Below are 12,981 nucleotides of genomic sequence, written 5' to 3' on the forward strand. Positions count from 1 at the left end.
GGTTTTTACTATTTTGTATTGTTGTTTAAGTATTTATCATAATTATTTTTAGCGCATAGTGGGTTCTGTCTACAAAAATCTAAAAAACTTCGCGTACCTTACAAATGTTTGCTGCCTCGAAATAATGAGGAATGTCCCTAAACCCTGTCTTAGTAATGATAAATTCCACACTATATTGCACATGATCATTCTCCTCAGACAATAGGGTATATATATTGTTAGGTGGTGGGTTATTTCCCCAACTATCATTTATTGTGAATTTTTGTCTCACATCAGGGAATTTGTCATCAGGATCGTCATCTCTTCCTGTAACTTCGATAATAATTGTATCGGTCGGGAGTTCGCGAATTTCAGCATCATCTATAACGATGTTAGGTTCTTTATTTTTATTATTATCCCCTTCGTCCTCATCAAATTTACAAGGATAATTTTTAGTATATTCTCCATCACCTATCGATGTTTGTACTTTTACATGAAACTCAAACTTTGCCTCAAGAGTATCGTCTTCATCTACAAATGGTGGGTATGGTACTGCTTCTACGCCATCGTTTGAATATAGACAGGTTAATTTTGTGAACTTAACAGAATACCTATGATACCTTTCAAAGTATCCAATTTTTAATTCTTTATTTGATAAAAGATCTGAAGAATTCGCTATCGAACATTGTCTTCCTGTGATGTAGTTAGTGTTTTTTTTCACTGGACCAGGGATTTGTTGCACCTTTGGATTCATAAGGTTCTGTGGATCTTGGCTGTGGGTTGGGTCACCTTGTATAGGGTTAGGAGCCAGCCCATTATTTACGTGGGAAAATAGTGCATGCCCTACCTCATGTGCAATTCTCTCTGCAATATAACTCTCGTTCAGCAGAATTACAGGGAATGGAACACCCTGAGTTATAGTGTGTCCAGCTGCGCTATTCGGTTTGAACTTTTTTCCTTGTATAAAATAAATAATTATCTTTTTGGAAAGGTCGGGTCCAAGTGTTTCTGGTATGAATTTATTGACTAATTTATCAACCGTATCGTTACCAAAATTAGAAATAGAAGTGTCAATTTTCTCTGCTTCTAAATCTTCTAGTTCTTGAACAGATAAATCAAATTTTTCTAGTTCTGCTTCATTGGTAAGAATTCTTTTTTCCTCGACTGTAAGGATAATATTGCAGTTTTCACACCAAATTCTAGATGCTATACTGACATTTCTACAAATATTATCTAGATTAAAATCACGTTCGGGTTCTTTTGCAGGAATTACATATATGTATAACTCTACACAATTGAATTCTTTTGTAATATCCCCAGTAGAATGTTTCGGTGCGATACTTCCCCAAACTGAACCACAAGCATCCGCCATAGTATAACCTCCAATAAATTTTCTAAAATAATTGAGAACATGAAATTATTATTTGGTATTTAACATTTTTTATTCTAATTAATGGGCAGTTATGTATAGAAGGGGTATCGCCAGCATTTCGGAAAAAAACTACGCTAAGAGTATACAAGATTTTATACAGTTTTTCGGCTAATCCAGTAACAAACGAGAAACCTAAAACCGCGCCATAATAGGAATGTATAAAAAGATGAATAGCTTTATAGAAAATAAAAAAGAGGATTCCTTATGAGAGTAAGGATTCCCCTTTTTCTTTGCTACCGATAATAGGACGTTATGTTAACCGAGCATGTATATATTATTCATCCAAATTTGCACAAAGTTGTCTTTCCTGATGGTACAATTAAAATCACGGAGGGATATTATGGGAATTTTTTATGTAATACCACTTTTTCTTATATTTGGCACTGCAACATTTTTATTTATCAAGTCTGGTTCACCAAAAATTAAAGATAAAAACTTATCATTAATAATGATCTTTCTAGGGATAAATCTAATTACAATTCCAATGGCTTATTTGGTAGGTTCGTTTGTTTCTTATACACATGAGGCGTCAACAGAATTTACATATAATAATCCACTTTATTTTTGGAAAGGATTTTTCTTTATTCAAATAATACCGCTTTTCGTGCTATTTGTGGCTTTAATATGGTGGTTTATCCGTAAGGGCAAAGAAAAAATCGACACATAGAATTTTAAAATGACTTCCGCTAACGGTAGTTATGTAAATAAGCTGTCCATCTGGACAGCTTATTTTTTGCTTAGCGTGGTTTTTTTCCGAAATGCTGGCGATACCCCTAGAAGGAAGCATGATTAAAATAACCAACTAATTATTCAAGGAAACTATTCTTTCTTCATGTGAAACATGGCGTTCTTTTTAAAGTTTTGGAGCACAGAATTTTAAGAAACGAAAGATAGCTAAAAATTAGAGTGCAAAAGAGAGCTTTGGTTTTATTACTGAAGTTCTCTTTTTTTAATATGCATTATTTCATACTTGATAAGTTAGATTTATCGACAATTTCCGACAAGACTTCTAGTACTATTATGCTAAGATACCATATGCTAACATTCCGTTTATAGAATATTAATGGGGAATCCTTACATTAAGGGGCAATGTGTATGAATTTAAAGCAGAATCAGAATGTAGAATCCGAAAAAACACTAAATAAATTTTTAGGTAGCCTTATAGATACAATTGATTTCCAAAGAAGAAATCAGAGAGATCTTGCGAAGGAAATGGGTGTTGCTGGGGGTACTCTTTCAAAGAACCTAACAGGTAAAACTCAATTTGGTTTTTGGAGTTTACTTAAGTTACTCAACATTTTATATGACGATATAAATAAAAGGCAGGAAATGCTATATACCTTTTGTTCTGTTACCACAAGCAAGATAAATTTACGAATCGCTATGGAATACGCAAATGCTAAAGGTGATCTTGGGCTATTAAAATTAGTCGTTGATAGTGGGAAAAAATCATCGTTAGCAATGAATAGGGAATGGGCTTTTGCATATGAACTAGTATGGATGCGTAGTAGTGGTATTCTTCAAGGGAAAGCATTATTGGACGAACTTGAAGAACGTAAAAAGCGTAAAATTATTAAGACGGAAGAAATTAAGGTCTTATATGGGATATTAACTTTCTATACGATGTATGATTTAGAAAAATTTAATTCCCTTTTTGATTATGCGGAAGTAATGCAGCCTAATATTGAACTGATTACAGATGAATTTATTCGAGCAGCTTACAGCGGAAGAATTAAAGAGGGGCTATCTTATGCGTATTTAATGCAAGATAAAGTTGATAAGGCAAGAGAACTGTGCCATGAAATACTGAATTTAGAAGATGATAAAGAGTGTTTCTCGCTTTTAAGAGCTTCAGCACTTGTATATCTTGCAGAATCATATACGTTTGAAAGTTATGAGAGAGCAACTTGGTATATAAATAAGTCATTAGATATGCTTGATTTATGTCAATCAGAGAGGGCAAACAAAAGAAAAGAAGCAATCTTGACTACGTATGCATTTATTAAGTTAGTTAATCAACAGGAGCTAGACAATATTATAATCTATCATCCTGCTGAAGAAGCTTTTTTTGAAATTGTTAAGGGAAACAATCAAAGAGCAATTGAAATTCTTATTGAACTAGAAAAAAACAAAGGATTTTTAACTCCGATGCAATATTGTTATTTAGGAATAGCGAAGAATGATGTTACTTTAATTAAAAACTCAATTATGCAATTTGAGTGCGAAGGTAACAGGTTCTATAGCAAGTTCCCGAAAAAGATATTGGTTAAATTCACTAAAAATGGTACAATGTGTGAGGGTGGTGCTATATGAAAAAAATTATACTTGCAATAACAACTATTGCTTTAGTAGCGGGAATTGTTTTTACTGCTACTGGTAGTAAAGAACAGTCAAACAATATAGTCAAAAAAGATTCAGAACAATTATATGCTAGAATGGGAGATCCAGGCGGCGGAATGGGTTAACCCTTAAAATATTAAGAATGCGATTGTCTCAATAGAGGCAATCGCATTCGTTGTTTTACGGGAAGTTTCCCAAATATCAAATTCGATATAAGAGAAACGTATGTGAAAAATTCACAAACTAGCATTCTGAATGAAGAACTATATTTTTATTGTTATTTATTACGATTTATGTTTACAAAGCTAAAAATAAGTACTAAAATTAGAACAAACGTTCTACGTATTTCCACAATTTGTAATTAAAAAAAGTCCGAAAAAAAATCCCAGTCATCTAATCCGTTGATAACACTGGGTTTTCCGAAGACTTTTGATATGTAGTTTGGTTAGATATAGCAGTTTTTGAGAAATTATGGATTGACGATAAAACACAATCGTTGTAATCTTAATTTTGAAAGATGTTTATTAGCATCTAAATTGTGAACTACTAACAATTACATAGTTACATGGGCTGAAAATAAAAAGAGTTGGTAGCTCTTGATATTTTCGACCTTCTTAAAACACTAGACCTGTTTTAGAAAGGCTGCCCACTTGATGAAGCATAACGAGATGCAACATCAATAATATTATACTGTTTCGTGTATTTATACAAGGTATGCAAGGGTATACTTACACGTGAATTTTAGCAATATTATTGATGTCGTGCGGTTATCCTTCTTAAAAGTGGTTCTTCGGATTGAAGAAAAAGGCGTAGACTAAAACATTAGTTTACGCCTTTTTTGTATTCTGTAAGAAACCCATTGGCTATATGAAAATTTTATAATGCTCACCTTTATATTTGTAGTTGTTTATGTGGATAGGGTTGAGTTAAGAAACTTGTAACGATCTAGATCGTGAGAAAGTCTAGATACAAACTTAATTTTTAAAGATTGGAGAGAAGAACCATGAGAGAAAAAGAGTTTAGCAAAGGTACACACAGGCTTAAAGTAACAAAAGAGATGGATATTGGCACTTTATTAAATAGAGCGCACAAAGTCAGTACATTTGATGGCAAGAATTTAGTCGTTCTCGACAATGGCAATCTGTATGATCAAACAGTTAGAAGAGAAGTTCCAGTAACAAATATGTTTAGGTATATCAAATGTGTAAGAAATAGCGACGGTATCATTATTGCCAAGAAGAATAAGCCATGTGGTACATTGATGCAGGTTATTTTTGAGAGAAGAACAAAGAAAAAAGTGAAGTAGTAATACATTTGATCGATTTAATTGTGCAAGAAATATAGCACACTTGGGGTTCATAGCTTAAGAAGATAAATCTTGTGTATGATCCCCACCCTGTTCTTTGAAAACTTCATATAGTTGCTGGGGGAAGGGCAAATCATCGCATGCCAATCTATTTCGTGAATCTAGGAGATGCAAGACACGAATAAACCTTTAGGGACAATAGTCCGCTTGAAAATAGCAATCGATGTTGGTCTATCTGTAGCAAGCCTACAGACTACTTAAAGGGCTGTACACATGACGCCATGACGGAGAAATTCCAGAGCGATATATTTGTACAAGCATTCCTTTAACGAGAGGGCGTAACGAGACTAAACGCCCCTGTTACAAATGGAGATACTCCTTTTTTCGCATTTGTATTCGACCGAATATAGACCGTTTATTTTTAAAAAATCAAGAATACAAAATATTTTTTGTAGAATTAAACAGATCAAATAGGAGTAAAAAATTATGAGTATGGAATGCCGAGAAAGGTATATTAGGCAGATAGCAAATATCCTTACAAGTAAAACAAAGCATACGACAGGCTGCCTAATTGAAGGCGAAGAAGATGTTTGCTTAGAGTTTCAAAAAGAGCTAATAAACGCACTACAAGATAATCATGCACTTGTTTGTCATATAGATTTTAACGATTATACAAGCGAAACTGACTGCATGGCAGCGTTGAATAAGGCACGTAAACAACTTAGTTCAAATAAGCAAGACGGAAAGACATTATTTCTTGCTCTTACTTCTTTTGAATGCGTAGAGGAAAAAACAATGGATGCAGTAAAAGTGTTAATCGGAAGCCGATCACTCGGCATAAATTTACTAGTTAGTGCGAATAAGAGATTTGTCCATTTAGTAGGATTAACAGAATACTTGGTTACATTGAACAAATCAAATGAATTGTTTTCTGAACTGTACCGCTATAGCACTCAAAAGGTACTAGCTTCCCTAAAAAATGAGGATGTATCACGGGGGGAAGCGAATGAATCATAAAATCGAGAAGATATTAAGAACAAAGAGCATTCATGTAGATTTGTTTGGGTTGGATGAAAGATATGATCTCGGACAAAGTATAGATGTTTGCTGCAAGAAAATGAATGTGATTCATACCTTTAAAGTGTTTAACATCACTTTGCTGAGAGGGAATCATTGGCTCGTCCATTTGCAGTAAGTATTAGATGTATAGCGCTACAAAAGTAGTGGGGTCTCAAATGTTCATATGTTAATATATTAATGTAATGAATATAAATGGAATGGAGTGTAGAGACCATGTTTAAAAGGTTTAAGTTTTTATCAGCTGTATCGGCTTTATTTATATCTATAACAGTATTACTGGCAGGGTGTGGAGGTTCTTCAGTCCCTTATAAAAAGGGTGATACTTATAAAGATAGTGATAAGAATTTTATTGAAGTTACAGCTGATAATGAATGGAGAACTAAAGCATATCAAGGTCATGAAGCAATTTATAAAGTTGAACCAATGGAATACAAAGGTGGTTCGTATTCAGTTGTATCAATTTCCGTAAAAGAAAAAATAAAAGGAAATGATCCTTGGCTTATTTTTGGTGGTACTGAATATTACATCATCACATCCACGGAAAAAGGATTTAATTCAGTTAATATGGGTTCATCACATTCTAATGATACTAAGTGGAAAAAATTTAAAAGTGAATTAGAAAAGACAAGTGATCAAGAAGCCCTTTTGAAAAAAGAGTTTGAAAATAATAAGAAAAGTTTAAAGAAATTCGAAAAAACAAACTAGAACATATAAATAACTGTAAGAGCAGAATCATATTAATGGTTCTGCTCTTTTTTATTGCCAATGACTCTAAACTAATAGGAGGAAAATGAAATGCTTGGTCAAAATCGTTTGATGTTCCCTGCAATGATAACAGTCATGATGGTATTACTATTAATTTTTGATTTGTTACTTTCTTTCATTATTAGTTTTACAGAGAATTTGGTGTAAAAATGAAGGATCATAAATTAACTGTAAAAGATTTTCTTTTGTGGTTTGTTTTTATATCTTTTGTCACTTTAGTTTGGGTAGGAATTGAGAATCTTGTTATACACATTCTTTTGAGTTAATTTTCTTTTTTAGTGCAAACAAACTTTGCAAAATCTATCAAATTTGAATTTTATAAAGAAAGGTGGATGGGGAATGAAACAATGTACACATGAAAATAATCAAACTATCGAGATTAAAGGATCAGATGAATCTATAGTAATTTGCCGTGAATGCGGTTGTGAAATTTAATCCAAAGAGTTAATGTACTAGATTTTGAATTTTATAAAGGAAGGAAGAATGTATTATGAATATAATTACTATTAAATTCGATCAAGGTACAGCAGCGTGGAAGGATATGCAAGAAGTAGTAAAGTTTCTGAATGATAAAGGTTATAGTACGCAACCTTATGGAGATATCGGAACGGTGAAGTTAACTAAGGTAATTGAGGAAGAAATGAATATTAGTACTGAAGAAAAATTCATTGAACCTGATCCCGCTGCCATGAGTAAAACGAAAGAGGGTACTTTTAAGAGAATTCTCGTAGAAGCAAATTATCCATGGGAGTTAATAAAGGATTGGACAGAAGATGATTGTGAAGCAGAAATTGGAGCAATTGAACGAGCAAACAAATAATTAAGCAAAAGCCTATCATTAGATGGGCTTTTTATTTTGGAAAAAATTTAAAAGGAGGTTTATATGAAAGAAAGAGCGAGAAGTCCCACATTCTGATATTGAAAAATCAATATTAGAAAGGAATTGAGCGCCAATGAAGTTTAAAAGAGGATTTGCTTTAGCTGTATTTCTACTCTGTTTCATTACTTTGTTTAGTAAAGAGACAGGAGTAAAGGCGGCATATCCTAATGACATAACAAATACAGGGGCATTAATCGATTCTAACATTGCAACCGTTGTTGGTGATGATACGACAATTAACGCTAAGTATAAATTCTATCCAGAATTTATAAAAGATGTTACTACAGTTGAGACTTTTGGGAATGCGAATTGGGAATCAAAATGGAGTCCTTCAGAGGGGCAAGATTTTTTATCATTTATACCCACAAACGATAACCAAAAAGGACAAGTAGGTGTTATGTATCGAAAAGTTGGTAAATTTAATGGGAAATGGATAGATTTAAAGATTACAGTTGATGGTTGGGACAGTTACTCAAATCAGAAGGGGAATATTTCTTATTCACCTAGAGGTATAAGGCATGCGACACAAAACTATAAATCAGTTACGCAAACATGGCAGTTTATGGACAATGAAACTGGAAATGTGGTGTCGTTAGATGGATACCTTACATTTGCTGATATTGATGTAAGACAAGGAATACGTCTTAGTGACGGTCAAATTAAGGCTTTAGATGGACTGTATGCAACCAATGATAGATGGCTAAAACACGAGTTTACCAATGGTTGGCATTCAATTTTTGATTCTACGAATAATAATGTTTTTCCCGATGGTTTACCAACTAACAATCCATTATATTCTCAATTTCCATATAATCATGACAAATTTACTAATCTAACAATTACTTTTAGTAATACTTCGAAGATTACATTTGATTGGACGAGGGCTTTTATCGGAAAGTGGGATAGTCCTACTATAAAGCCTGACTTTAACGAACTAAATGACGTTCAAGTTTTCTTCACTACAGGTAAGAAATTAGCAAGAACCGAAATTTTGAAACCTGAAAAGTATATTAGTGTTTCGTCCGATGATAAATTGCTTACGGAGAATGTTTTGAATTCTTATAAACAGAAGTTTTCCTATCACTTAGTGCATCAAGTTCATGACGAATACAAGGAGCATTATTATGGGAATTACGAGATTAAGGATACTATCCCTGAGGGATTGAACATTGAATCCATTCGTATTCAGGATGAAGAAGGTAAAGATGTTAGTGGATTCTTTAGTAATAACAGTAGTGGGAATACAGTCCTCTTTAAAGCGAAATCAAGTGCTTTAAAAAGTAGTTCATTTTATGGAAGAACCTACAAAGTAAAAATCGATGTTGTACCTTCTGAAATTAAAATTTTAAATAAGTTGGTCAAGAACGATGTTGTTGAATGGGTCAATACATTATCTGTTACTGTAGATAAAGTTGTTAATACATCTAATACTGTTTCTACTAAGTTATATAAAAGGAATGTTGATGTATGGCATGTAGATAAGATTAATAATGAAGTCTTAGAGCATACAACGGATAAGAAATTTGATGGAGAAGAGTATTCGTATTCAACCAAAGATACCTTTAAAAAAGAGAAATTAAGCTATATGCCAGTTCCGGTTGAAACAAAAAAAGGAACGGTTGAGGGTGGAAATGTTGAATTGAAATTTTACTATCAACTACCTTTTTTAGATGTAAATATGAAACATATTCAGATTTACACTGCAAATGCTCAAAAAGGATTGCCAGTCAAATTAGATATAACAAAAACTTTTCCTTATGGCATGAATATCCCTGAAGTTTCTTCTAAAAAAGTGAAGATTGAATTGTTTAAAAAAGGCTCTAATCAGGCGTTGATTTCAAAAGAATTTATATTGAAAGATATACCCGATCATATTGGTGACTGGACTGTGCCAAAAGATGGACTGGAAAAAAATAAGCATAATAACTATATTGTAAAGATTTCGGGGATGGTTAAAGGTGAAATTACATCTAGCAATCCCGAAATTGATACAGATGGATATACTTCTTCTGAAGAAACAGTTAAGGCAAATGCAAAAGAATCTACTGAATTGAAGTACAAAGGCGTTATTATGACGGAACGTGAAGTCGGAAAAGAAATGAAAGTTTTCTATGAAACACTTACAATTCCGTTAAAACAACTGTCTAAGCAAAAAACAGGCTATGGTTTTGAATTGAAAACTGAAGCTAGTTATAACAATGAGTTGGCAGCCGTTTATGATATCAAGGTAAATGCTTTGGTAGATAAGAGGTTAATTGATTCGCATCTAAATTATGTGAAGAAAGATGGTAATGTCATCGTTCCACTGGACGAAACGAAAAAAAGCGTTAGTTCAGAAAAAAAGAACACTCATTTTACCTTTGAATTACCACATATCAATGTGGAACAGAAAACAGGTACTTTATTTACGGATCAACAGGTTAAAGATAAAGATTCCCGTATCAAGAATGCATTGAAAGATGGGAAACGTAGATTATATGCTCCAATTTGGGCTGAATTAGGTGATTACAGTGTTTATTTAAAATCTAGTGAAGTTATTGGAGTAAATCAAATTAATTTTGAGATTGCCAACTCTTTAAATCTGTTTGCATATATGTATGGAACGATTGGCTCTGAAACATTAAAAGATGATGAAGTACTTCTAGAGCCTGTTGATCCTAGAAATCCTTTCCCAAACGGTAAACCTTCTGATTGGTCAGATGATGATATTGCTTGGTTAAAGCGATAGGAAAGGAGTTGAGAATTGAGTGAATGTCCTAACATACAGTTCAGCCAAAAAACAAATTATCTTCATGGCGCTATACTTCGTAATTACTGGGATTGTAATTCGTTTAATTGGATATTCGTTGCAAGGCAGCCTTTCCGCTTTTTCACAAGCAGGCATCGGAGATTTACTTTCAGGGAACTTTTCAATTAAAGATATGTTCCACTTTGACTTTAGTTTTGATATGAGTCAATTTGATGGATTTAGCTTTAATATGTGGATTGTCTTTATAAAAGATAAAATCCATAACGTTATAAATGATTTGATGCCAACTACATTAGGGGCAATTAATATGTTGATGTTGAGCAAGTACCTAACAGTAGAGCGAGCTATCAAATTAGGAATTAAGCTGTATTAAATAATAATTAGGTAGGAAAAGAGACGTAATTAAGATATTACGTCTCTTTTTTATATAAAAAAACAAAAATTGAGAGGATGTTGTAACATGTTAGATCAAAATACGGATCGTAGTTGGTGGATGATTGGGGCGGTTATAGTTGGAGCTGCTTTAGTAGGGGTTGTATCTGTTGCTTTTCCTGACTTAACACAGTCAGTAATTGGTTTGTTTAAAACAAAACTTTCCTCTGTTAAATAGTATGTAGGCATAAGATCACATCCAACAAGGGGAGAGAGTTTTCTCTCCTTATTTGTTTGGAAAGGAGTGAAGGAGCTGAAAGACCATCCATTCATCCTAGTGATAATTGTTTTAGGGCTTTTCTTAGTTTCTATAGGTGGTTATTACTATAGAGAGAATTTCGCTACTGATTCAGTTACACAAGGCGTTACAGAGACAGTTCGAGCGAGTGTAATTTCGAATGCAGATAATAGCTCTCGTGTTCAAAGTGGAGAGCTGTTTATTGTAAAGAGTGACTTTGAAAAAGATTTTAAAAAACGTATTGAATCAAATAAGCTTGTGAAAATTGGTAACGATGCAAAATATGAATTTAAGTACTTAGATAATAAGAATGGTTCTACTAAAGCGATTCGAGCCATTATCCAAGATGGAGATCAAACGTATCAAGCAACTTATAAAGTAAGTATTGCCGCATCTTAAAAGAAAGGGGAAACGTATGTTAAGTGATATAAAAATGTTTGGTGCAAAAAAGACAAATGGTCATAAAACAGATTTCACTGATTTTAATCCTAAAAAGTTAGAAACGATAAGAAATGACTTGAAAAATAGATATGCTGAGTTAGTTATTGATGCACTATTAAAAGAAGAAGCAAGGCAAGAAATTAAGCGGAAAATTAAAAGTGAGTATCCAGCATATTTTATGGATTATGATGAAGACAAAGTGGATGATGTGATTGAATATGTCGTGTCTGAACTTGTTGGGACAGGTGTTATAGAAAGATTAATTAAAGATCGTCCTGATATTACCGATATATCCTATAACGGTAGTCATTTAATTGTGGAATCAAGTGATTATAAAGAGATTTATAAAGACACTGAGCACCAAATTACTGAGCAATATATAACACGACTGATTCAGAAGTTTGCTCATGCGATTGGGAAAGAGTTTACTCCTAAAAACCCTATCTTTGATGGTGTGTATGGTTCAATTCGTATCAATGCGGTACATAGTCAAAATACGAATGGAAACTCTACGATGTCATTAAGGATTGTTCGCCCTAATTTGGTACTCAATGAGAAGAATTTCGGATTGTTCGCCCCTCAATTCATATATGACTTTTTTAAAGTAGTAATGAAGAGTCGAAATAATGTCTTAATTTCGGGTGAAACGGGAACAGGGAAAACCGAATTGCTTAAACTTTTATTTTCTTTCGTTCAATTTGAGCATAAAGCAATCATGATCGAAGATGTACCTGAAACACATGTTAAGTCCTTGTTTCCTGACAAAGATGTGTTTAGTTGGTTAACGGGAAACGGGGTTACTGTAACAGACGAAATAGTGGCTGCCTTACGAAATAATCCACGTTGGATTATGATTTCTGAGCTTCGTGGAAAAGAAACATATGAAATGATTCAAGCAGTATTATCAGGACACCATGTAGTGACGTCCTTGCACTCGGTAGATGCAGAAACATCACCGAAAAGACTAGTGAATATGTCCAAAATTGGATATCAAGTAGATGAAAAGTCACTAGAAGAGGATATCATGCGCTACTTTAATTTTGGCTTCCATATTAAACGTGTAGTAGTGAAAACAACTGATACAAATGGGAAGCAAATTAAACGTGTCATTCGCTATTTAGCAAAAATAGTTGAGTATTCAGTTGAGGGATGTGAAATGGTATTTGAACAAAAATACCGACACGGCAAATTTACTTTCTCTACGGGAAAACTATCAGAAGAATTTTATGACAAACTAGCGGAAATAGATTTGAGCTATGAACTTCCTAAGTATACGGATGAAATAACCGTCAAAAAGGGATTAGTCATAAGTAGATAGAGCATAAAATTTACTTGAAAG

15 protein-coding genes are annotated in these 12,981 nt (G+C 33.3%); 14 read left to right on the top strand and 1 reads right to left on the bottom strand.

Translation table 11 applies throughout. The features are described 5' to 3' along the window. Positions 1-79: 79 nt before the first annotated feature. On the bottom strand, positions 80-1,351 hold the full coding sequence (locus DN392_RS27770) for a hypothetical protein (protein ID WP_149238175.1): 1,272 nt from the start codon (positions 1,349-1,351) through the stop codon (positions 80-82). Positions 1,352-1,751: 400 nt separating this feature from the next. On the opposite strand from DN392_RS27770, the gene DN392_RS27775 reads away from it, so the two are divergent. The 14 genes from DN392_RS27775 (at position 1,752) to DN392_RS27830 (ending at position 12,960) form a co-directional block, all read left to right on the top strand. Beyond that, a complete protein-coding gene (locus tag DN392_RS27775) occupies positions 1,752-2,078 on the top strand; it encodes a hypothetical protein (protein ID WP_000511079.1) in 327 nt (108 codons plus the stop codon). Between the two features lie 428 nt (positions 2,079-2,506). Further along, positions 2,507-3,724, top strand: coding sequence for an AimR family lysis-lysogeny pheromone receptor (locus tag DN392_RS27780; protein WP_149238176.1), 1,218 nt, complete (start codon positions 2,507-2,509; stop codon positions 3,722-3,724). After that, positions 3,721-3,876 (top strand): hypothetical protein, encoded by a 156-nt coding sequence (locus DN392_RS30560; protein ID WP_016078766.1) that lies wholly within the window; start codon positions 3,721-3,723, stop codon positions 3,874-3,876. The genes DN392_RS27780 and DN392_RS30560 overlap by 4 nt, the downstream gene beginning before the upstream one ends. 878 nt (positions 3,877-4,754) lie before the next feature. Then, positions 4,755-5,057 carry a hypothetical protein gene (locus DN392_RS27785; RefSeq protein WP_001208164.1) on the top strand — a complete coding sequence of 101 codons (303 nt, stop codon included), beginning with the start codon at positions 4,755-4,757 and terminating at the stop codon, positions 5,055-5,057. 486 nt (positions 5,058-5,543) lie between these two features. Then, on the top strand, positions 5,544-6,074 hold the full coding sequence (locus DN392_RS27790; protein ID WP_149238177.1) for a hypothetical protein: 531 nt from the start codon (positions 5,544-5,546) through the stop codon (positions 6,072-6,074). Beyond that, positions 6,064-6,252, top strand: coding sequence for a hypothetical protein (locus DN392_RS27795; protein WP_001015798.1), 189 nt, complete (start codon positions 6,064-6,066; stop codon positions 6,250-6,252). The genes DN392_RS27790 and DN392_RS27795 overlap by 11 nt, the downstream gene beginning before the upstream one ends. A gap of 98 nt (positions 6,253-6,350) precedes the next feature. Beyond that, on the top strand, positions 6,351-6,842 hold the full coding sequence (locus DN392_RS27800; RefSeq protein ID WP_149238178.1) for a DUF5512 family protein: 492 nt from the start codon (positions 6,351-6,353) through the stop codon (positions 6,840-6,842). 90 nt (positions 6,843-6,932) lie between these two features. After that, entirely contained in the window at positions 6,933-7,049 is a 117-nt protein-coding gene (locus tag DN392_RS27805; protein WP_016085064.1) for a hypothetical protein, read from the top strand. 343 nt (positions 7,050-7,392) lie between these two features. After that, positions 7,393-7,722, top strand: coding sequence for a DUF8088 domain-containing protein (locus DN392_RS27810; protein ID WP_149238179.1), 330 nt, complete (start codon positions 7,393-7,395; stop codon positions 7,720-7,722). Between the two features lie 133 nt (positions 7,723-7,855). Next, positions 7,856-10,510, top strand: coding sequence for a hypothetical protein (locus tag DN392_RS27815; protein ID WP_149238180.1), 2,655 nt, complete (start codon positions 7,856-7,858; stop codon positions 10,508-10,510). A gap of 19 nt (positions 10,511-10,529) precedes the next feature. Continuing rightward, the gene (locus DN392_RS27820) at positions 10,530-10,904 is read left to right on the top strand and encodes a hypothetical protein (RefSeq protein WP_016085061.1); all 375 of its coding nucleotides are present in this window, start codon (positions 10,530-10,532) and stop codon (positions 10,902-10,904) included. An 87-nt stretch (positions 10,905-10,991) separates the two neighbouring features. Beyond that, positions 10,992-11,141, top strand: coding sequence for a hypothetical protein (locus tag DN392_RS30565; RefSeq protein ID WP_000886822.1), 150 nt, complete (start codon positions 10,992-10,994; stop codon positions 11,139-11,141). 75 nt (positions 11,142-11,216) lie between these two features. Then, positions 11,217-11,600 (top strand): hypothetical protein, encoded by a 384-nt coding sequence (locus tag DN392_RS27825; RefSeq protein ID WP_149238233.1) that lies wholly within the window; start codon positions 11,217-11,219, stop codon positions 11,598-11,600. A 34-nt stretch (positions 11,601-11,634) separates the two neighbouring features. Then, positions 11,635-12,960 carry an ATPase, T2SS/T4P/T4SS family gene (locus DN392_RS27830; protein ID WP_149238234.1) on the top strand — a complete coding sequence of 442 codons (1,326 nt, stop codon included), beginning with the start codon at positions 11,635-11,637 and terminating at the stop codon, positions 12,958-12,960. The last annotated feature ends 21 nt before the right edge of the window (positions 12,961-12,981 follow it).

The sequence above is a fragment of the Bacillus sp. BB51/4 genome (assembly GCF_008368845.1).
GTDB lineage: Bacteria > Bacillota > Bacilli > Bacillales > Bacillaceae_G > Bacillus_A > Bacillus_A wiedmannii.

What these genes read in the sequence shown, in the direction of transcription:
- DN392_RS27830 (WP_149238234.1), top strand. Translation starts at nt 11,635, where the DNA reads ATGTTTGGTGCAAAAAAGACAAATGGTCATAAAACAGATTTCACTGAT.
- DN392_RS27780 (WP_149238176.1), top strand. Translation starts at nt 2,507, where the DNA reads ATGAATTTAAAGCAGAATCAGAATGTAGAATCCGAAAAAACACTAAAT.
- DN392_RS27805 (WP_016085064.1), top strand. Translation starts at nt 6,933, where the DNA reads ATGCTTGGTCAAAATCGTTTGATGTTCCCTGCAATGATAACAGTCATG.
- DN392_RS27785 (WP_001208164.1), top strand. Translation starts at nt 4,755, where the DNA reads ATGAGAGAAAAAGAGTTTAGCAAAGGTACACACAGGCTTAAAGTAACA.
- DN392_RS27815 (WP_149238180.1), top strand. Translation starts at nt 7,856, where the DNA reads ATGAAGTTTAAAAGAGGATTTGCTTTAGCTGTATTTCTACTCTGTTTC.
- DN392_RS27810 (WP_149238179.1), top strand. Translation starts at nt 7,393, where the DNA reads ATGAATATAATTACTATTAAATTCGATCAAGGTACAGCAGCGTGGAAG.
- DN392_RS27800 (WP_149238178.1), top strand. Translation starts at nt 6,351, where the DNA reads ATGTTTAAAAGGTTTAAGTTTTTATCAGCTGTATCGGCTTTATTTATA.
- DN392_RS30565 (WP_000886822.1), top strand. Translation starts at nt 10,992, where the DNA reads ATGTTAGATCAAAATACGGATCGTAGTTGGTGGATGATTGGGGCGGTT.
- DN392_RS27775 (WP_000511079.1), top strand. Translation starts at nt 1,752, where the DNA reads ATGGGAATTTTTTATGTAATACCACTTTTTCTTATATTTGGCACTGCA.
- DN392_RS27795 (WP_001015798.1), top strand. Translation starts at nt 6,064, where the DNA reads ATGAATCATAAAATCGAGAAGATATTAAGAACAAAGAGCATTCATGTA.
- DN392_RS30560 (WP_016078766.1), top strand. Translation starts at nt 3,721, where the DNA reads ATGAAAAAAATTATACTTGCAATAACAACTATTGCTTTAGTAGCGGGA.
- DN392_RS27790 (WP_149238177.1), top strand. Translation starts at nt 5,544, where the DNA reads ATGAGTATGGAATGCCGAGAAAGGTATATTAGGCAGATAGCAAATATC.
- DN392_RS27770 (WP_149238175.1), bottom strand. Translation starts at nt 1,351, where the DNA reads ATGGCGGATGCTTGTGGTTCAGTTTGGGGAAGTATCGCACCGAAACAT.